The organism is Gemmatimonadota bacterium, assembly GCA_022560615.1.
GTDB lineage: Bacteria > Gemmatimonadota > Gemmatimonadetes > Longimicrobiales > Gaopeijiaceae > UBA1138.
In genome coordinates, this window is record JADFSR010000011.1 from 63,595 (window position 1) to 83,888 (window position 20,294).

The 20,294-nt window shown below is 65.0% G+C and carries 13 protein-coding genes; 11 read left to right on the top strand and 2 right to left on the bottom strand.

The features are described 5' to 3' along the window. Positions 1-14 precede the first annotated feature (14 nt). The 8 genes from IIB36_08615 to tadA all read left to right on the top strand — a co-directional run bounded on the left by IIB36_08615 (position 15) and on the right by tadA (position 13,783). Positions 15-3,275 carry an efflux RND transporter permease subunit gene (locus tag IIB36_08615; GenBank protein ID MCH7531804.1) on the top strand — a complete coding sequence of 1,087 codons (3,261 nt, stop codon included), beginning with the start codon at positions 15-17 and terminating at the stop codon, positions 3,273-3,275. A 5-nt stretch (positions 3,276-3,280) separates the two neighbouring features. Next, the gene (locus IIB36_08620) at positions 3,281-6,355 is read left to right on the top strand and encodes an efflux RND transporter permease subunit (GenBank protein ID MCH7531805.1); all 3,075 of its coding nucleotides are present in this window, start codon (positions 3,281-3,283) and stop codon (positions 6,353-6,355) included. A 171-nt stretch (positions 6,356-6,526) separates the two neighbouring features. Beyond that, positions 6,527-7,336 (top strand): outer membrane beta-barrel protein, encoded by an 810-nt coding sequence (locus IIB36_08625; GenBank protein MCH7531806.1) that lies wholly within the window; start codon positions 6,527-6,529, stop codon positions 7,334-7,336. A 15-nt stretch (positions 7,337-7,351) separates the two neighbouring features. Beyond that, on the top strand, positions 7,352-8,596 hold the full coding sequence (locus IIB36_08630; GenBank protein ID MCH7531807.1) for a hypothetical protein: 1,245 nt from the start codon (positions 7,352-7,354) through the stop codon (positions 8,594-8,596). Positions 8,597-8,701: 105 nt separating this feature from the next. Beyond that, a complete protein-coding gene (locus IIB36_08635) occupies positions 8,702-11,077 on the top strand; it encodes a glutamine--tRNA ligase/YqeY domain fusion protein (GenBank protein MCH7531808.1) in 2,376 nt (791 codons plus the stop codon). Next, complete coding sequence (locus IIB36_08640; protein ID MCH7531809.1) at positions 11,074-12,507, top strand: glutamate--tRNA ligase; 1,434 nt, start codon at positions 11,074-11,076, stop codon at positions 12,505-12,507. Before IIB36_08635 ends, IIB36_08640 begins: the two co-directional genes overlap by 4 nt. 92 nt (positions 12,508-12,599) lie before the next feature. Next, a complete protein-coding gene (gene lexA / locus IIB36_08645) occupies positions 12,600-13,292 on the top strand; it encodes a repressor LexA (GenBank protein MCH7531810.1) in 693 nt (230 codons plus the stop codon). An 11-nt stretch (positions 13,293-13,303) separates the two neighbouring features. Further along, positions 13,304-13,783 (top strand): tRNA adenosine(34) deaminase TadA, encoded by a 480-nt coding sequence (tadA, locus tag IIB36_08650; protein ID MCH7531811.1) that lies wholly within the window; start codon positions 13,304-13,306, stop codon positions 13,781-13,783. Positions 13,784-15,090: 1,307 nt separating this feature from the next. On the opposite strand, the gene IIB36_08655 is transcribed toward tadA, so the two are convergent. Beyond that, positions 15,091-16,998, bottom strand: a complete 1,908-nt coding sequence (locus tag IIB36_08655) for a Na+/H+ antiporter NhaC family protein (GenBank protein ID MCH7531812.1) — start codon at positions 16,996-16,998, stop codon at positions 15,091-15,093. Positions 16,999-17,211: 213 nt separating this feature from the next. On the opposite strand from IIB36_08655, the gene pyrR reads away from it, so the two are divergent. The 3 genes from pyrR to IIB36_08670 are packed head-to-tail and all read left to right on the top strand — an operon-like array spanning position 17,212 to position 20,026. Next, the gene (gene pyrR / locus IIB36_08660; GenBank protein ID MCH7531813.1) at positions 17,212-17,772 is read left to right on the top strand and encodes a bifunctional pyr operon transcriptional regulator/uracil phosphoribosyltransferase PyrR; all 561 of its coding nucleotides are present in this window, start codon (positions 17,212-17,214) and stop codon (positions 17,770-17,772) included. Continuing rightward, positions 17,769-18,740, top strand: coding sequence for an aspartate carbamoyltransferase catalytic subunit (locus IIB36_08665; GenBank protein ID MCH7531814.1), 972 nt, complete (start codon positions 17,769-17,771; stop codon positions 18,738-18,740). The genes pyrR and IIB36_08665 overlap by 4 nt, the downstream gene beginning before the upstream one ends. Next, a complete protein-coding gene (locus IIB36_08670; GenBank protein ID MCH7531815.1) occupies positions 18,737-20,026 on the top strand; it encodes a dihydroorotase in 1,290 nt (429 codons plus the stop codon). The genes IIB36_08665 and IIB36_08670 overlap by 4 nt, the downstream gene beginning before the upstream one ends. Here the strand turns inward: IIB36_08670 and rpsT are convergent. Then, positions 20,019-20,273, bottom strand: a complete 255-nt coding sequence (rpsT, locus tag IIB36_08675) for a 30S ribosomal protein S20 (GenBank protein MCH7531816.1) — start codon at positions 20,271-20,273, stop codon at positions 20,019-20,021. The genes IIB36_08670 and rpsT overlap by 8 nt on opposite strands. Positions 20,274-20,294 lie beyond the last annotated feature (21 nt).

Below are 20,294 nucleotides of genomic sequence, written 5' to 3' on the forward strand. Positions count from 1 at the left end.
CAGTAGCGGTTTGGATGCTTTTCCTGGCGATCATCTTGCTGGGTGGCATCTCGTACGTCAGGCTGCCGATCGATCTGCTGCCGGACGTGAGCTACCCGCGTCTCGTCATCTACACGTCGTACCCCGACGTCGCGCCCGCTGAGGTCGAACGGCTCGTCACGGAGCGCATCGAGGGACAGGCGGCTGCCGCGCCCGGTGTGGAGCGGGTGACGTCTGTGTCGCGGGAGGGTGTGAGCCTGGTGACCCTACGCTTCGCGTGGGGCACGGACATGGACTTCGCGATGCTCAACGTGCGCGAGCGCATGGACAACGTGCGCGAGTCCTTGCCGGAGAGCGCCTCGCGGCCGGCGATTCTTCGTGTCGATCCCGAGTCCGACCCGATCATGACCTTGTCGGTCTCCGGCGGCATCGATCTCTGGCAGACGAAGGAGCTCGCCGAGACCGTGTTCCGACGTCGACTCGAACAACTCGATGGGGTCGCGGAGGCTGCCGTCACCGGTGGGCTCGACCGCGAGATTCAGGTCGAGGTCGACCCCAACCTGCTGGACTCGTACGGAGTGACGATCCTCGAAATCTCTCAGGCGCTCGACGCCGCCAACGTGAGCGCGCCGGGCGGCACGATCCTACAGGGCAGGTACCGGTACCCGCTGCGCACTCTGGGCGAGTTCCAGACGGTCGAGGAGATCGCGGACGTGGTCGTCGCACGTCAGCCGATCGGGGGTCAGGGAGGCGGAGCAGCCACAGGGACTGGTGTGACCGGCGGGGGCGGGAGCCAGGGATACAGGGTCGTTCGCCTGAGTGACGTCGCGCGCGTTGTCGACGGCTTCGCAGAGCGCGAGACCATCGCCCGGTACGCCGGCGAAGAAGCGGTCGGCCTGCTCGTCTTCAAGGAGTCCGGGGCGAACACGGTGAGGGTGGCCCGGAGAGTAGAGGAAGTTATCGAGCAGTTGCAGGCCGAGTATCCGGGCATGCGCATCGACGTTGCGGACAATCAAGCAAGCTTCATCGCGGACTCGATCTTCAACGTCGTGCAGGCGCTCATCATTGGAGGTATCCTCGCGTTCCTGGTTCTCTTCCTGTTCTTGAGAGATCCGAGGTATCCGGTCGCGATCGCGCTGGCGATCCCGATATCGGTGGTGGGTACGTTCGCGCTCATGGATGCGGCCGGCGTGAGCTTGAATATCATGAGCCTCGGGGGGCTCGCGCTCGGCGTCGGCATGCTGGTCGACAACTCGATCGTCGTGCTCGAGAACATCTTCCGGCATCGGGAAGAGCTGGGAGAGGATGCTGTGACGGCGGCTGCAGCAGGTGCCGAAGAGGTGCAGACGGCGATCACGGCGTCCACGCTCACGACGATCTCGGTTTTCGGTCCCATCGTCTACGTCGAGGGCGTGGCCGGGGAGCTGTTCAAGGACCTTTCCCTCGCGGTCACGTTCTCACTGCTCGCCTCGTTGCTGGTCGCGCTCACGCTGCTTCCGTCTCTGGCCGCGCGGTTCGCGGGTGGCGGGAAGGAGCCGGGCCCGACAGCGCCACCGGCGGGCGGCCGGCCCCCAGGCTTCTTGAGGACCACGCTCTGGATCTTCGAGCGCACCGCGCTGGCTCCGTTTCGCTTCGTTCGTGGCAGTTGGCGTCTCGCGCTCGCCCTCCTACGCTTTTGGGGGATGGGCATCGCGGCGTTCCTGGGGCACGTGTTCGGCCCGCTGCTGCGCGCGTTCGACCGGCTCTTCGATCACTTTGCAGTTCGCTACCACCGCGTCCTGGAATGGGCCCTCGATCACCCCGGACGTGTGCTCCTCAGCTCGGGAGCTGCGCTGGCGATCACTGTGACGATGGGGTTCACGCTGCAGAGGGACCTTCTGCCCACGGTCGATCAGGGGGCCTTCCGCATCCGGTTGGAGCTGGAGGCAGGCACCGCACTCGATGCTACGCTCGAAGCCGCGATTCTCGTGGAGGCGGCGGCGCTCGCGGACCCGGACATCGACGTGGTATTCACCAACGTGGGTCGCGACGTGCGTGCGTATGCGAAAGGGGAAGAGGCTTCGGGGTTGCACACGGCCACGTTCCAGATCCGTGTACGGGAGGGTGTGGCGAGCGCTCCGGTTGCCGAACGAATGCGGGCGCTGGCGTCGAACTTCCCACCCGGGGCGCTTTCGGTCGAGACGGGGCAGGCCACGGCACTCGGCACCATGCTGGGTGGATCCGAGGCGGATGTGGCCGTGCGGGTGCGCGGCGAGAACCTCGACGCGGCGTATGCGCTGGCCGAACAGATCCAGGGACGCCTGAGCGGGTTGATGGGTCTGGGCAACGTCCGCATCGGGACCGAGCTCGGGAAGCTGGAAGTCCAGATCGAAATCGATCGTGCGGCGTGCGCCAGTTATGGCATCGATCCGCAGCTGGTGGCGGGAACCGTGGATCGCGCCATGCGGGGTGACATCGCCACGGAGTTCGTCGACTTCGACCGCAAGATCGACGTCGTCGTCCGCTATCCGGACGAGCTACGGTACTCCCGGGCTACGCTGGACGGGCTGCGCGTCCAGGGGGTCCCGATTCGGGAGCTCGTGCACGTGCGCGAGGCGGTGGGCCCGGCTGAGATCCGCAGAGAAGAACAAGCGCGCGTCATCCCCGTGTATGCGGACGTGGTCGCGGGCGGGCTCGACCAGGCCATCGGGGAGATCGAAGCCGCGCTCGAGACGCTCCCACGTACGCGAGAGCTGCGTTGGGAAGTCGGCGGTGAGAACGAGGAGATGCGCCGTTCCTTCCGTGACCTGGCGTTCGCCTTCGGACTGGCGCTGATCCTGGTCTACATGATTCTCGCAGCGCAGTTCGAGTCGTTCGCGCATCCGCTCACGATTCTGATGTCCGTCCCGCTCGCGCTTGTCGGTGCTGTGCTCGCGTTGATCCTCACGGGTCAGGGGCTCAATACGATGAGCCTCATCGGGGCGGTCATTCTCGTGGGAATCGTGGTGAACGACGCGATCGTGAAGGTCGACTTCATCAACCTGGCCAAGTCGCGCGGCCTGGATCTGCGAGCCGCGATCCTCGAAGCCGGACGAGTGCGGTTGCGTCCGATCATCATGACGACCGTGACTACCGTGCTCGGCCTGACGCCGATGGCGCTGGGACTCGGGCGCGGCTCGGACCTGAGGGCGCCCATGGCGATCGTGGTGATCGGTGGATTGGTGGTGGCCACGGCTCTCACGCTGATCGTCGTGCCGGTCGTGTACCAGAGTGTCGAGATCACGCGCATCCGCGTGACGGCCGGGCTCGGCCGATGATACGGATGAGCCTGAGAAGACCTGTGGCCGTTGCCATGACGTATACGGCCGTCTCGCTACTCGGCGTTGCTGCCTGGCGCAACATTCCCATCGAAATGCTCCCGGACACGCAGCTTCCACAGCTTACGGTCACGGGGACATGGCGCGGAGCGTCGCCCGAGACGCTCGAGGCGTTTCTCACGGCGCCGCTCGAGGCGACGATCCAGCAGGTCCAGGGTGTCGAGAAGATCGTCTCAGAGTCGTTCGAGCAGCAGGGCATCGGCACGGCCGAGATCCGGATCGAGTTCGACCGTGACACCGATATGGATTTCGCGCGGCTCGATCTCTCCGAACGCATCGCCACGCTGGAAGAAGCGCTCCCTCCTGGGGTCGATCGGGTTACGGTGAGCCAGTACGTGCCCGAAGAGTTCCAACAGCAGAGCCAGCCGTTCCTCTATTACACGTTCACGGGACCCTACACCCCGGAGGCTCTTCGCCAGCACCTGGAAGACGTGGTGCAGGACGAGCTCGGCCAGGTCGGTGGCGTGGCGCTGGTCCGGGTGTTCGGCGGCCGTGACCGGCGGCTCGAGATCGACCTCGACGAGGTGGCGTTGGCGGCGCTGGGTCTGGATCCGCGAGAGGTCGGGCAGAGTATCCGCGACCTCGATCTGGTTCAGGAGGCCGGCGCGATCCGGGAGGGAGACGACCAGCGCACGATCACCATCGTGAACCGGCCGGCGAACGCCGAGGACGTACGCAACGCGGTGATCACCGCGGTCGGCGGCACAGCGGTCCGCGTCTCAGACATCGCGTCCGTGCACGATACCTACGAGGAGGCTCAGTCCTACTCGCGGATCGACGGTCGGCCGTCTGTGGGCTTCACAGTCGTGAAGGGCGTCGGGGTCAACACGGTGCGCGTCGCCGACGCGGTGAAGGCCCGGCTCGCCGAGCTGGAGCGCCTGAGCCCCTACGGCACCGAATTCGACCTCGTATACGACGAGAGCGAGGATATCGAGCGACAGCTCACCGATCTCCGCAAACGGGCGGGCTTCAGCGCGATCGTGATCTTCGTCGTGCTGCTCGGCTTCCTGCGTTCTTTCCGCTCGGCTGCGCTCATCTTCGCGACGATCGCGTTCAGCGTCTTGATCACCCTCAACCTGATCTACTTCGGTGGCTTGACGCTGAACCTGCTCACGCTGATGGGGCTGGCGATGGGCTTCGGCCTCATCGTGGACAACTCCATCGTCGTGTTGGAGAACGTGTACCGAAGGTGGCAGCGCGGGGAGGAGGCATTCTCCGCTGCGGAGGGCGGCGCTCGTGAGGTCGTGCTGCCCATCCTGGCGTCGACGGCCACGACGCTCATCGTCTTCGTACCCTTCGTCTATCTGCAGGGCGAGCTACGTGTCTATTACGTGCCACTTGCGATCGTGGTCGCGCTGACCCTAGTGGCTTCGATCTTCGTGGCGTTCTCGTTCATTCCCGCGCTGGCCGCTCGCTTTCTCCAGGCCGGCCGGGGGGCTCCCAGGCGCGAGCCCCAAGCGCGCCAGCCCCTCTATGTCCGATTCTACTCGGATGTGGTTTCGTTCACCGTGCGCTGGCCGTGGTTTGCGATGTCGGTGGCGGCGATATGCTTCGGGGGCTCCTACTACCTGTTCGACACGTACGTGAACACATGGGCGATGTGGGGTGGAGGCTTCGGCTCCCGCACCTACATCCAGGTGAACATCACGCTTCCGAGGGGCTCGAACCTCGAGCGCACCGACCAACTCGTGCGTTACTTCGAGGACCGCGTGGCGCAGATGCCGGAGGTCGAACGCTACACCGCGGACGTGCGCGCCCAGCGCGGACGCGTGGAGATCACCTTCCCGGACTCCATCGAGAACACGCAGATCCCGGTTGCCATCAAGGAGCAGATGGTGGCGTACAGCCACACCTTCACCGGAGCGAGCGTCCGCGTATACGGGTTCGGTCCGTCCTTCTACGGGGGCGGCGGCAGCGCGCCCAACTACGGGATCCAGGTGCTGGGCTACAACTACGAGAAGGTCAGGGACATCGCCGAATCACTGGGCCGGAGACTGGAACGAATCAGTCGCGTTCAGGAGGTTGACACGAACTCCAGCTCGAACCGGTTCAATCGTGACAAGGCGGCAGAGTTCGTCGTACGCGTGGACCGTAACCGCCTTGCACAGCATGATCTTACGGTCGAGCAGCTCGTGGTAAGCATAAACCAGGCTGTGGGCGGTAGCGCGCAGCTCGGGACGGTCAAGCTGGGCGGGGAAGAAGTCCAATATCAGGTGAAGCTCGCGGGCAATGTCGACATGGACGTGCTCGCGCTCCAGGAGATCTTGATCGACACGCCCGGCGGCCAGCGCATCCGCCTGGGGGACGTGGTGAGCATTGAGGCGCGGGATGTGCTCGCGCGTATCCGTCGGGAGAACCAGCAGTACGAGCGCACGGTCGCCTATGAGTTCCGAGGGCCCCAGAAGCTCGGTGATATCTGGCACGAGGGCATCATCGAGTCGACGGAAGTGCCTCCTGGCTACACGGTGAAGAAGGGCAACACGGGATTCTCGATCCGCGGGGAAGAGCGCACGCAGATCTGGCTGGTCATCGCACTCGCGCTTCTGCTCGTATATATGGTCACCGCGGCGCTCTTCGAGTCGCTGCTGCAGCCATTGTGCGTCATCCTCACGGTACCGATGGCGCTCATTGGCGTGTACCTGATCTTCTTCTACTCCGAGGCCTCCTTCACGCGGGAGGCGTACGTCGGGGTGATCATGATGTTCGGAATCGTGGTGAACAACGCGATCCTGCTCGTGGACCACGTGAACCAAGTGCGCAGGAAGAGTCCGGAGCTTCCGCTACCAGACGCGATCGTGAAGGGGACCCTGGAGCGGGTCCGACCGATTCTCATGACCACCGCGACGACGGTGCTGGGGTTGCTTCCGCTCGTGCTCTTCGGCGACGCGGCGGGCTCGAACATTTGGGACGCGCTTGCGCTTGTGCTGATCGGTGGCCTTCTGTCGTCGACTCTGTTTGTACTGACCATTACCCCCGCTGCGTACCACGTCTTGGAGCGCGGGAAGGCTCGACGCGCTTGACGGCATTGTCCATCCCGGGGGACACGGGATGTCTCGGCCACTGGAGAGAGGAGATGGGTGGTGCGGAGCAACCGTTGCTTTGCAGTGGTTTTTTCGCCATTCAATGGTGGCACGAGGGTTGCTAAGTGTACCGATAGGACGGACACTGTGGTGGGACAGGAGAGATCCAGCATGACTCCGACGCAACGAGTACGGACGATCCAGGCTCTTTTGGTGGCGGCACTCTTTGCGGTGGTTCCGCCTGAAGATGCGGTGGCGCAGGGAGGTCCGGGCTTTCTGTTCAAGGAGCCCGTCGTGTCGGTGGGACTCCGCATGGGATACGCCATGCCGAACGCGGGAAGCGATCTCTTCGCTCATGCGGTGGAATTCCTAACTATCGAGAACAGCGACTTCGCTTCTGCCTACTACGGTGGAGAGCTCTCGGTCCGAGTGTCGAGTCGCGTGGACATTGCGCTCGGCGTCGGGCATACCAGGTCGATCACGCCGTCCGAGTTCAGGTGCTGTCTCGACCTCGACAGCCTGGCGATCGAACAGACCACGGAGTTCACCACCACCCCGGTCACGCTCAGCGCCAAGTACTACCTTACGGACCGCGGGCGCTCGATCGGTCGCTTCGCTTGGGTGCCCGCCGTGGTGAGTCCGTTCGTGGGTGGCGGCGTCGGTCTGACGTTCTATCGCTTCGACCAGACGGGCGCGTGGATCGATTTCACAGCGGAAGATGGCGAGTGGCTGGACCATACCAATCTACCCGACGACGCGCGCCTCGATATCTTCGACGATCGGTTCGATTCGGACGGGAGCGGAAAGCAGTTCCACTTGCTCGCCGGGCTCGACTTCTCGATCAACAAGAACCTGTACCTCACGGGTGAGGGTCGGTACCTCTGGGCGGACGCGGGCATCAATGAAAGATTCTTCGAAGGCTTCGAGGATGTGGACCTCTCCGGCTTTCAGTTCACGGTCGGGATTTCGGCCCGGTTTTAACCGGAAGGGACAAGCATGATGAAGGCACATCGCTACGGTATGGGCGTTCTTTCGGCCGCGTTCCTCGCGGTCGCGTTGACCACAGCCCCGCTTGCCGCCCAGGATGTGGATTACCGCTGGATGGCCTTCCTCGGTTGCTGGGAACCGACCGGGGAGGCGGCCGAGTCGGGGCTCCTGTGCGTTCGCCCGGCGGAAGACGGCGTCGAGCTGTTCACGGTCGTCGCCGGCGAGGTCACGACGAGCGACATCATGGTCGCGAACGGCGAGCAGCGGCCAAGGAGCGTGGAAGGGTGCGAGGGCTGGGAGACGGCTGAGTTCTCCGCCGATGGCCGACGCGTGTTCACGCATTCCGAGTTCGTCTGTGGTGAAGGTCTCCCGCGAGTTTCCTCTGGTGTCATGTCCCTGACCGCACCCACGCAGTGGCTCGACGTACGCTCGGTGGATGTTGGGGGAGAGCAGGTTGCCTGGGTCCAGGAGTACCAACTCGTCGGCCCGGAACGCATGGCGGAAGCGGGTGTCGACGACGCGACACAAGGTCTGGGCTTTGCGGTGAGCTCGGCTAGGATGTCGGCGTCTCGTCGCATCACTTTGGCCAACGTGCGTGAGGCTGCGCAGAGAATCGACACCAAGGCGGTCGAAGCTTGGGTCGCGGCCCGTGGGGAGCGCTTCGCTCTCGACGCGGACGCCCTGATCGAGCTCGCCGACGACGGAGTCGAAGAGAGCATCATCGATGTGGTGGTCGCGGTCACGTACCCCGAGACCTTCTCGATCGACGCGAATGCGGATGCCCGTACTCGTGGCCGCGGTGAGCTTCGTGGCGCTCGCGTCGGGGACGCCTACGGCTACGGCATGCGTGGTTTCTTCGGAGCTCGCTCCTTCTTCTGGGATCCGTTCTACTATGGCTCCTTCGGGTACGGCTCTTTCGGGTACGCCCCCGGAAGGTTCAGCTCTTTCTATGGCAGCCCGTTCGGCTATGGGTTTGGCTCCGGGTTTGGCTCCGGGTATGGCTACGGCTACGGTGGGGGCTACTACACGCCGGTTGTCGTGGAGCGCATCCCCTCCCCGGATCGCGGTCGCGTAGTCAACGGCCGAGGCTATCGACGGAGCGGCGGATCGAGTTCTGCGGGCGCGCGTGGCAGCAACGGTGGTGGCGCGAGCGCGGGACCGTCGCGTGGCTCGTCCGGTGCAAGCAGCGCCGGATCGTCCCGCGGGTCGTCGGGTGGGGGCAGGACCGCAAAGCCCAGAGGCGGACGGCGCTGATAGACGCTCTGAGCTGATAGACGCTCTGATTCGAGACTGAACCGGGGGCCTTCGGGGGCCCCCGGTTTTTTTTCGCCCTGCCGGGCTCTAGGGCTAACTTCGACGATGAGCACCAACAAGGGCGATAGCCCGGCGACGGACTTCATTCGCCAGATCGTGAAGGCGGACGTGGAGAGCGGACGCTATGACGGTCGTGTCGTCACGCGCTTCCCGCCGGAGCCGAACGGCTACCTGCATGTCGGCCACGTGAAGGCAATCTCCGTGAACTTCGGCATCGCGGAGGACTTCGGCGGGCGGTGCCACCTGCGCTTCGACGACACCAATCCGGAGAAGGAGAACGAGGAGTACGTCCTGTCCATGCAGGACGACATTCACTGGCTCGGCTTCGACTGGGGTGAATACCTCTACTTCGCGTCCGACTACTTCGAGCAGATGTACGACTTCGCCGAGGTCTTGATCGAGAAGGGACTGGCGTACGTCGATTCACAGTCCGGAGAGCAGATTCGCGAGAGCAGAGGCACGGTCACGGAGCCCGGTGTCGAGAGCCCTTACCGAAACCGCTCCGTCGAGGAGAACCTGGACCTCTTCCGCCGCATGCGCGCTTGCGAGTTCGAAGACGGTGCCCACGTGCTGCGCGGCAAGATCGACATGGCGTCGGCGAACATGCTCATGCGCGATCCGGTGCTGTACCGGATCCGGCACGCGCATCACTACCGGCAGGGTGACGAGTGGTGCATCTATCCGCTCTACGACTACGCGCACTGCATAGAGGACGCCATCGAAGGCGTCACGCACTCGCTCTGCTCGATCGAGTTCACCAACAACCGCGTGGTGTACGACTGGGTACTGGAGGGGGTCGGCTTCGAGGAGCCACGCCCGCACCAGTACGAGTTCGCGCGGCTGGAGGTCGAGAACGCGGTGCTCTCCAAGCGGAAGATTCTCCCGCTGGTGGAGGCAGGCTTGGTATCCGGGTGGGACGACCCGAGGCTCTCCACCATCCGCGGCCTTCGGCGTCGCGGGGTACCGCCCGAGGCGCTCCGCAACTTCGTGAACATGGTCGGAATCGCGCGCACCGAGTCGACGATCGACGTCGCCAAGCTGGACTTCGCGATCCGCGAGGTGCTGAACCACTCCGCGCCCCGGGTGATGGCGGTGCTGGATCCGCTCAAGATCGTGCTCACCAACTACGCCGAGGGCCCCGGAGAGGTGCTTGAAGCACCGTATTACCCCCACGACGTGCCTTTGCAGGGGTCGAGGGGCGTGCCCTTCTCCCGGGAGCTGTACATCGAGCGTTCGGACTTCGAGGAAGATCCACCCGAGGGCTTCCGGCGCCTCGTGCCCGGCGGCGAGGTACGGCTCCGATACGCGTACGTCATCCGATGCGAGGAAGTCGTGAAGGACGCCGAAGGGACGATCGCGCAGCTACGATGCAGCTACGACCCCGAGACGCGGGGTGGCGACACGCCGGATGGGCGAAAGGTGAAGGGCACCGTCCAGTGGGTCTCGGCCGAGCACGGGATGGACGCAGAGGTGCGCCTGTACGACCGCCTCTTCCTAGACGAGGCGCCACAGGCGGACGAGGACGAGCCGGTCGACTTGCTCGCGCTGGTCAATCCGGAGTCGGTCAAGGTCATCGATGGTGCCAAGGTCGAGCCCTCCGTGGCGGACGATCCCACCGATACCCGGTATCAGTTCGAGCGTACGGGATACTTCTGGCGTGACCCGGTGGACGGGACGGATGGGAGGCTCGTCTTCAACCGGATTGTTACGCTCAAAGACAGCTGGGGGAGGAAGGTCTCGGCAACGCAGCAGCCGTCCGTCCCGGAGCCGTCCATTTCGAGCCTGACGGCGAAGCCCAGCTCCTCCGACGAGTCGACCGGTCCTGCTCCGGGTGAGCGCCCCGCGCTGAGCGAGCGACGTGCCGCGGCTCGGACCGCCGACCCCGCGCTCGCGGCGCGCTTCGAGCGCTACTCGACCGAGCTGGGCTTGAGTACCGAATATGCCGATCTGCTGAGTGCGTCTCACGCGACTGGTGACTTCTTCGAGGCGGCGCTCCGGGCGCATGACGAGCCCGGCGAGGTCGCCGCCTGGATGGTAACCGACCTGCGTGGGCTGACAGGCGATCGTGCCTTGGCGGAGCTACCGTTTGGCGGTGAGGCTCTCGGTTCGTTGGCCGCGCTGGTGGCGAGCGGCGGGGTCTCGCGGCGAGCCGCCAAGGATGTGCTCGCCAGAATGGTCGAGCAGGGCGGCGATCCCGCAGAGCTAGTCGCCGAGATGGGGCTCGAGCAGGTCGACGACCATGAAGCGCTGCAGTCGGCGATCGACCAGGTGCTCGCGGCGTGGCCGGAAAAGGTCGACGAGTACCGTGCGGGCAAGAAGAAGCTGATCGGCCTGTTCGTCGGTGAGGTCATGAAGGCCACGCGCGGGGCGGCGGACCCCAAGGCGGTGCGGGGGCTGCTCACTGCGAGTCTAGAAGGGTGACTCTGCGTGTACGCTTCGCTCCGTCGCCGACGGGGTACCTGCACGTAGGCGGAGCGCGAACCGCGCTCTTCAATTGGCTGCTCGCCCGTAAGGAGAGCGGGGTCTTCGTTCTGCGCGTCGAGGACACGGACCGCGAGCGATCCAGTGATGAACACACCCAGGTGATTCTCGACGGTCTGGCTTGGCTCGGCATCGACTGGGACATCGGCCCGCTGTTCCAGAGCGAGGGCGTTGAGCGGCATCGGGCGGACGCGCTGCGACTCCTCGAAGAGGGCAAGGCATACCGGGACTTCGCCGATCCCGCCGCGATTCGAGCCGAGGCCGAAGAGCGGCGTGTGCACGCCAGCCGTGTCGCCCGGGAGAAGGCGGACTTCATGGGAGAGGATGAGTCCGGTGAGCGCGCCGCCAGCGGGGAAGCGTTTGCGGTCCGCTTTCGGGTGCCTGAGGGCGAGACTCGCTTCACCGACTTGGTGCACGGAGACATGCGCTTCGGCAACGACGACATCGACGACCTGGTCATCCTGCGCGGGGACGGCACGCCCGTATACAATCTGGCCGTCGTCTCGGACGACGCGCACATGCAGATCACCCATGTGATCCGCGGTGACGACCACCTCTCCAACACGCCCAAGCAGGTGCTGCTCTACCGTGCGCTTGGGCTCCCCGAGCCGGTATTCGCGCACGTCCCGCTCATCCTGGGGCCGGACGGCAAGCGGCTGTCGAAGCGCCACGGGGCGACGGCTGTCGGCGAGTACGGCTCGCAGGGGCTGCTTCCGGAGGCGATGGTCAACTTCCTGGCACTGCTCGGGTGGAGTCCTGGCGACGACCGCGAAGTCATGGAGCTGGACGAGCTGGTGGCGGCGTTCTCGATGGAGCGGGTGCTAAAGAAGAGCGCGGTCTTCGACTTGGACAAGCTCATGTGGCTGAACGGAAAACACCTCGCCGAGAAGCCGGCTTCCGAGTTGCTCGGGACGGTTGGCGCGCGTCTCGAGGCGGTCTCGGGGGTCGATCGGGCTCGGCTCGAGGACGCCGCGTGGATGAGCCGCCTCATCGATCTGATCAAGACCCGCGCCCGTACCATCGATGATCTCGCGGACCAGGCTGTGCCGTTCACGACGGACCGCCTCGAATACGAGGACAAGGCGATAGCAAAGCATTGGGCGAAGGATCCCGCAGCAGCTCGCGATCGCCTCGAAAGCCTCGCCGCGCTCTGGGCGGATGCCGACTGGACGGAACAGAAGCTGGAAGAGGGCCTGCGTGGCTTGGCCGAAGGACTCGGTATCGGCGCCGGCAAGCTGATCCACCCGCTGCGCGTGGCGCTCACGGGACGCATGTCGAGCCCCGGAATTTTCGAGGTACTCGTGCTGCTTGGAAGGGACCGCTCGCTCCACCGGATCGAACGGGGCATCGAACGGACTCGTGACCTCTGAGTGAAACACTTTCTTGACACTGTTGAGACGCGAGCATTAGGATAGACTTTGCCGCTGAATTTGGGCGGATTCACCGTACTCCGGGGTTCCAGTTGGTCCGTTCCAGCACCATCACACCGCGCGAAGCTCCGACCACTCGTCGCCGGGTCGAGCCGCTCAGCGAGATCGAGCGGAAGATCCTCGACTTCATGGTCCAGTATCTGCGGTCGAATACGTACCAGCCCTCCATCCGTGAGATCGGAGAGCGGTTTGGCATCAAGAGCACCAAGACGGTCTCGGAACACCTGCAGGCGCTTGCGAACAAGGGTTTCTTGGAGCGCGATCCCTCGCGCTCGCGCGGCGTAAAGATTCTCCACGTGGATCTCAGCGCGGAGACGGTTTCCGTTCCTTGCTACAGCGAGGTGCCGAAAGCTCACGGTGTTTGGGACGCCTACATGCACCTGTCCATCGATCGCCGCATGGGCGGGGAGAGGGGGTGCTTCATCGTGAAGGCCAAAGCGGGCGATCTCGCTGTCCTCGGCGTCGCGGAGGGTGATTTCGTTCTGGTGTCGCCCGCGACGGTGGACGAGGTCGCCGACGGCGCCATCGTCGTCGCGCGTGTGGGTACCGACTCGTTGTACCACCGATTCTTGCGCAACGGGAAGGGCGTGTGCTTGGAGTCGTTGACGGCCGGGGGTGAGGACAGTTTCGTCGAGGACGCCGAGCGTCTCGATCTTCTCGGTCGCGTCACCGCTTTTTACAGGCGGATGGACGACGCAGCTTCGGTCAACCTGACCCAGCACTAGAACGAGGACCGATGGCTGAGCAGCCGTCGCCCGCGCTCGACCCCGCACACACGCGTTGGATGCGTCGCGCCTTGCGGCTAGCGCAGGCTGCGGTCGACTCGGAAGAGATTCCGGTTGGCGCGGTGATCGTTCGGGACGGAGAGGCCCTCTCAGAGGCTCACAACCGGACCGTGGGCGACGCGGACCCGTGCGCGCACGCCGAGGTGTTGGCGATTCGTGCGGCTTCGGCAGCCGTGGGCGACTGGCGCCTTCTGGACACGGTGCTCTACGTCACGCTCGAGCCGTGCGCGATGTGTGCGGGCGCGATCGTGCTGGCACGCATTCCGCACGTGGTCTTCGCGACTCCCGACCCCAAAGCCGGCATGGCGGGCTCCCTCGAAAACCTGCTTCAGGACGAACGACTGAACCACCGTTGTGAAGTGACGAGTGGTGTTCTTCGGGACGAGTCGTCCGAGCTACTCAAGCGCTTCTTCCGAGCACGCAGGGGGTGAGTTTCATCCCACGGCTGAAGGAGGGCGCCCTCGTGGGAGTACTCGGGCTGTTCGGCTGCTCGGTCGTCGGAACGACACCGCTCGCACCCGCTGGTGAGCCGCGAGGGCCCCGCTCGGACGACCCGGTTCTTCTGCCCCTCGTTCAGCCCGTCAGACGCTTCGAGGAGGTGCGGGGACTCTGGGTCGTGCGCTCGACCATGACCAGCGCGCGTGAGGTCCGAGAGATGGTCGAGCGCGCCTCCGCAGCCGGATTCAACACCATCCTCGTGCAGATTCGCGGCCGGGCGGACGCGTTCTACGACTCGCGGCTGGAACCGAGGGCTGAGACCGTGACCGATGGGCCCGACTTTGATCCGCTCGGCCTCGCCATCAGGCAAGCGCATGCCCACGGTATCGCAGTTCACGCTTGGGTGAACACGCACCTCGTGTGGGGGTCCGACGCTCTGCCGCGCAGTCCACGACACCTCGTGAACGCCCATCCGGAGTGGCTGGCGGTCCCCCTGGCCCTCGGGCGTGAGTTGTACACGGCAGACCCGAGCGAAGCCAGCTACGAGGAACGCCTTCTCCAGTACGCCCGGGACAATTCCGGCACGGTCGAGGGCCTGTACTCGAGCCCCTCGCATCCGGAAGTGAAGGACCATGTGTACGACGTGTGGATGGACCTCACGGACCGGTACGACCTCGACGGGATCCATTTCGACTACATACGCTTCCCGTCCGGGGATTTCGACTACTCCGCTGGCGCGCTGGAGCGGTTCCAGGTGTGGGTGGGCGTGCGGTTGCCGGCGGCCCGAAGGCACGCACTGGAGGCTGCCGCGAGGGACGACCCATATGCCTTTGTCGACGCGCTACCGGGCGAGTGGGACGAGTTTCGGCGAATGCACATCACCGACTTGGTTCGGAGGATCTACCGGGGGGTCAAGTCGAGGCGGCCCAGGATGGTCATCTCGGCGGCGGTGTTCGCCAATCAAGACGACGCCTTCCACAATCGATTTCAAGATTGGCCGAGCTGGCTCGAAGAGGGCATCCTCGACGTTGCCGTCCCGATGGCGTACACGGTGGACAACGATCGCTTTCAGCGCTTCATCCGTGCGGGTCGCGAGGCGGCCGGACCGCGTGCACGGCTCTGGGCGGGGATCGGTGCTTATCTGGATACGGAGAAAGGGACGCTTGAGAAGATCGATCTCGCGCGCTCGGAAGGTGCCGGAGGCGTCATCCTCTTCTCGTACGATTGGGCGGTGACCGCGGGCTCCCCCAGCGGCGGCGCATCGCTGCTCGAGCGTATCGGTCGCGCGAAGTTCGGCTCTTTAGGGCGAGACGGCCTCCCCTCGGAAGTGCAGGAAGAGGAAAAGCACCGCGGCACCACCCCCGAGCGCGACCCACGAGGGCAGTCCATACGCGGTCCCGATGCTGCCGATCAGCATGGCGACGACCGCCACGAGCAGCGCGTAGGGTAACTGGGTACGGACGTGATCCATGTGGTCGCAGGCGGAAGCCGTGGACGAGAGTACCGTGGTGTCCGAGATCGGAGAGCAGTGATCTCCGAAGATCGCTCCCGCGAGCACCGACGCGATCGCACCGAGCAGGATGTTCATCTGCTCGCCGCCCGGGTACGTCGCAGCACCTCCGAGCGCGACCGTGAGCGGGATCACCAAGGGCAGCATGATCGCCATGGTCCCCCACGACGTCCCCGTCGCGAAAGCCATCGCTCCGGAAAGCACGAAGACGATGACCGGGATCAGCTCCAGCGCAACCCGATCGGAGAGTAGCTGCGACAGGTACTGGGCGGTTCCGAGCTCCTCAGTGACCGCACCGAGCGACCAGGCGAGCGTGAGAATGATCATCGCGATCATCATCGCTTTCATGCCACCGAGCCACGCGTCGATGCACTCCTGAGTCGTCAGGGCTTTTTGGCCGACGGAGAGTAGGATCGCCATCAGGCAGCCCGCGAGGGAGCCCCACAGGAGCGTGGCGAATGGATCAGCCTCCCCGAATATGTCCATCAAGGAGGCATCGGGACCGGCGCTCGCGCTGCCGGTCGTGTACAGGCCCACGAGTACGACGACGATGACGGTCATGACCGGGATTCCTGCGTTCCACCAAACGTGCGGCACGCCGTCCTTTGCTTGCATCAAGTGCGAGGATGTGTCGGTTGCCAGTGTCGCACCCGGTCGGTAGAGGTGTCCCTCGGTGGCGGCCCGGCGCTCGGCCGCTGCCATCGGTCCGAAGTCCTTGTTCAGTGCAGAGGTCAGTAGCACGAAGACGATAGTCAGCAGCGGATAGAACAGGAACGGGATCGTCTGGATGAAGATCGAGAACGGGCTTGTTGCGAGCAGAGCATCCGCGCCCGCCGGGTTCTGCTCCGCCGCGATCCGAAGTCCGTCGGCGATGAGGCTGATCTCGTATCCGACCCAAGTCGAGATCGGGACGAGTGCCGCGACTGGAGCCGCGGTCGAGTCGACGAGGTAGGCCAGCTTCTCCCGCGAGATCTTCAAGCGATCGGTAATGGGCCGCATCGTGTTCCCGACGATGAGCGTATTCGCGTAGTCGTCGAAGAAGATCGCGAGCCCCGCCGCCGCGGTGGCGAGCTTGCCGCGCCGCGCGTTGTGCGCAAACGGGGTGACCGCCTTGACGATGCCCATCGTGCCACCGTTGCGTGCGATGATGCCGACCATGCCCCCGAGCAGCAGCGAGAAGACCACGACCTGCGTATGACCGTCGTCGGTATTGCCGAGAGCCGGCACCACGAACTGGTCGATGAGGCGCCACGTCGCCGTCAGTGGATTAAATCCGGCCACCGCGAGTGCCCCGAGCCACACGCCCGCGAACAGGGCGGTGATCACCTCTTTGAAGATCAGCGCGAGAGCGATCGCGATGATGGGCGGCAACAGCGAAAACCAGGGGGGTGTGAGCGTGACATCGAGCTCCTGGGTGCTATCACCGATCCGAATCTGGAGCGGCAGCGCGTCACTCGACGTGATCAACAGGTCGATCGCCGTCGCGGAGCCGTGAGCCTCTACGGTTCCCCCGGCGAGCACAGTCCCGGTTGCGGTCCGGATTTCGTAGAACGCCGACGGCTCCGTCCCGCCCAGCACCGTGAGCTGAAAGGGAACACCCTTTAGGATGACCGACGGCGGGTCCGAAAGCTCTTGGGCCCCGACACTCCCGGGAAGCGAGGCGAGCGAAATGAGAGCGGCCAGTCGGAAGAAGCGCATGGAACGGAGATCCGGGTTGAGTCGGAGGCCTGCTGCCTCCATATGGGTCGGAATTATGGGGCGCAATGATGAGCAATACGACCTGCCGGTGACAGGGCGTGCGCCGACGGCCGACCGGGTCGTTGACCGTAGGCCGCCTAGGGCCGAACTTAGCGCCGCCCACGCCGCTGTAGGCCCGTGTAGGCCCCCAGCAGGCCCCCAGCCCCGCCGTACATGGCCGAAGACAACCGCATCCACGTGATGGACGAGGCCGACGTCCACCGGGCCGTCGCCCGTATGGCCCGTGAGATCGTGGAGCGGAACGGGGGTACCGAGGGCCTCATCCTCATGGGCATCCACCGCCGAGGCACGCAGATCGCCGATATTCTCCGCGACGAGATCGAGGCCGCCTCCGGCGATGTCGTGGCGTCCGGCTCGATCGATATCACCCTGTACCGAGACGACCTGATGGCGATCGGCCCGAGACCGGTCATCGGAGGTTCGGACTTCCCCCCGAACGGTATCGACGACCAGAACATAGTAATCGTCGACGACGTTCTCTACACGGGTCGCACCGCCCGCGCGGCGCTCAACGAACTCACCGACTGGGGTCGGCCGAGACGGATCTACCTCTGCGTCCTGGTCGACCGAGGAGGACGGGAGCTCCCCATCCAGCCGGATATTGTGGGTCGGAAGGTTCCCGTGATGGAGAATCAGCGTGTCGACGTGCTCGTGCCGGAGCTGGACGGGCGCCTCGGCGTAGAGATCGTGCACGGTACCCCGGAGCCTCGGTGAATTCGACGGTCTCTTCTCTAGGAAAAGACCTCGTCGGCCTCGAGCCCCTCTCTCGTGAACAGATTCTCACGATTCTCGACACCGCAGAGCCGTTCAAGGAAATCTCGGAGCGTCGCATCAAGAAGGTTCCCGTCCTGCGGGGAAAAACCATCGTCAATCTCTTCTTCGAGGCTTCGACCCGGACGCGCGTCTCGTTCGAGTTCGCTGAAAAGCGACTCAGCGCGGACACCGTGAACATTTTGGCGAGTGACTCCTCGGTGGTGAAGGGCGAGACGCTCGTCGACACGGCACGCAACCTCGAGGCGATGCGCATCGACATGGTCGTCATACGGCACGGATCCTCCGGCGCGGCGCGCTTCCTGGCAGAGCGAATTCCATCGAACGTCATCAATGCAGGTGATGGCCGGCACGAGCATCCCACGCAGGCGCTGCTCGACCTCCTGACGATCCGTGACCATCTGGGACGCATCGAGGGGCTGAAGGTCTGCATCGTCGGGGACATCCTGCACTCGCGTGTCGCCCGCTCGAACATCTTCGGGCTCGTCAAGCTGGGTGCGGAAGTGGCGGTCTGTGGCCCGCCGACGCTCCTGCCACCTGCGATCGAAGAGTTGGGCGTGAAGGTCTTCACACGGATCGAGGAAGCGACCGAGTGGGCGGACGTGTTGAACGTGCTGCGGCTACAGCTCGAGCGAATGGAGGGCGGCTTCGTGCCGAGCCTCCGGGAGTACAACCGCATCTGGGGTGTGACGTCCAAGCGGCTCGCCGCCGCCCCGAGGGATGTCCTCATCCTGCACCCCGGCCCGATGAACCGAGGCGTGGAGATCGATTCCGACGTGGCGGACGGACCTCACTCGGTCATTCTGGATCAGGTCACGAACGGCGTCGCGATCCGCATGGCGGTCCTGTACTTGCTCGCAGGTGGCCAGCTCGAGAGCGCTGAAGCGGCGAAGCAGGGAGGAGAAGCGTGAGTCACAAGCTTCTGCTCCGCGGGGGACGAGTTCTCGATCCAAGCCAGGATCTGGACGGCGTTCGGGACGTCCTGCTCGCCGACGGCGTCGTCGCCACGCTCGGCGAGGACATCGCTGCCCCCGAGGACGCGCAAGTCATTGATTGCGGAGGCCTCTTGGTGATCCCTGGACTGATCGACGTGCACGTGCACCTGCGTGAGCCCGGCGGAGAACACAAGGAAACGATTGCTACCGGGGCTCGCTCAGCGGCGGCCGGAGGGTTCACCGCAGTGTGTGCGATGCCCAACACCGAACCCGCGATGGACGATCCCGCCGCGGTCGGGTTCGTTGCTGCCGAGGGACGGAGGGCACGCGCGGCGCGGGTATACCCCGTCGGCTGTATCTCCGTGGGACGCGCGGGGGAGCGTCTCGCCCCGGTAGGTGAGATGGTCGACGCCGGAGCGGTGGCGATCACGGACGACGGGAGTCCGGTCATGAACTCGGGTCTGATGCGCCTCGCGCTCGAGTACGCGCAGACGTTCGGAATTCCCGTGGCAGATCATCCGGAGGACACCAGCCTATCGGTTTCCGGGCAGATGAACGAGGGGCTCGTGTCAACCCGTCTCGGCCTTACCGGGAAGCCGAACGCCATGGAGGACATCCACATCCTCCGTGACATCTTGCTCGCCGAGCTGACCGGGGGTCACATCCATCTGCAGCACGTCTCGACGCGCCTCGGGGTGGAGTCGATCCGGCAGGCCAAGGCCAGGGGTGTGCACGTTACGGCCGAGGCCTCGCCGCACCACCTCGTGCTCACCGAGGCGGCGGTGGACGGCTACCGGACCGAAGCGAAGATGAACCCGCCGCTACGCGCGCAAGCGGACGTAGACGCAGTGCGAGCGGGGCTGGCAGACGGCACGCTCGACACCATCGCAACTGACCACGCGCCGCACCATTATGACGAAAAGGAGGCGGCGTTCGACGACGCCCCGAACGGGATCGTGGGGCTGGAGACCGCGGTTGGCATCGTGCTTACGAGGGTCGTGAACGAGGGCGTGATCGACCTCGCCACGATGGTCGAGCGCATGAGCTGTCAGCCTGCGCGGGCCTTCGGGCTGCCGGGTGGCACGCTCGCGGAGGGCAGCGTCGCCGATGTTTCTGTGCTCGATCTCGACGCGCAGTGGACGGTCGATGCGGCTGCGTTCCTGTCGAAGAGTCGGAACACGCCGTTCGCCGGTTGGAAGCTGAGGGGAGCCCCCGCGCGCACGATCGTCGGAGGGAAGACCGTCTGGGAAGCTGCTAGGTGAGCGAGTTGACGTGGCGCGCGAGCTGACCTTTCACGCGGGCTGCCCGATTCGGGTGGTAGAGACGTTGCGTGGCCGCGCGGTCCAACATCGCGACGACATCACGGAGGTGAGCCTGACCCTCTTCGGCGGACTGCGCCCCGCGGACCCTCTTGATGGCCGTGCGGATGCGTGCGCGCTCGGACCGGTTCTTGGCCCGAGCCACGGCGCTCAACCCCATCCGCTTTTTGGCGCTCTTGATGTTCGGCATGCGTCCCTCGTGGCGCGGTCA

Coding starts and splice junctions, on each gene's coding strand:
- IIB36_08615 (MCH7531804.1), top strand. CDS start 15: ATGCTTTTCCTGGCGATCATCTTGCTGGGTGGCATCTCGTACGTCAGG.
- IIB36_08620 (MCH7531805.1), top strand. CDS start 3,281: ATGAGCCTGAGAAGACCTGTGGCCGTTGCCATGACGTATACGGCCGTC.
- IIB36_08625 (MCH7531806.1), top strand. CDS start 6,527: ATGACTCCGACGCAACGAGTACGGACGATCCAGGCTCTTTTGGTGGCG.
- IIB36_08630 (MCH7531807.1), top strand. CDS start 7,352: ATGATGAAGGCACATCGCTACGGTATGGGCGTTCTTTCGGCCGCGTTC.
- IIB36_08635 (MCH7531808.1), top strand. CDS start 8,702: ATGAGCACCAACAAGGGCGATAGCCCGGCGACGGACTTCATTCGCCAG.
- tadA (MCH7531811.1), top strand. CDS start 13,304: ATGGCTGAGCAGCCGTCGCCCGCGCTCGACCCCGCACACACGCGTTGG.
- IIB36_08655 (MCH7531812.1), bottom strand. CDS start 16,998: ATGCGCTTCTTCCGACTGGCCGCTCTCATTTCGCTCGCCTCGCTTCCC.
- pyrR (MCH7531813.1), top strand. CDS start 17,212: ATGGCCGAAGACAACCGCATCCACGTGATGGACGAGGCCGACGTCCAC.
- rpsT (MCH7531816.1), bottom strand. CDS start 20,273: ATGCCGAACATCAAGAGCGCCAAAAAGCGGATGGGGTTGAGCGCCGTG.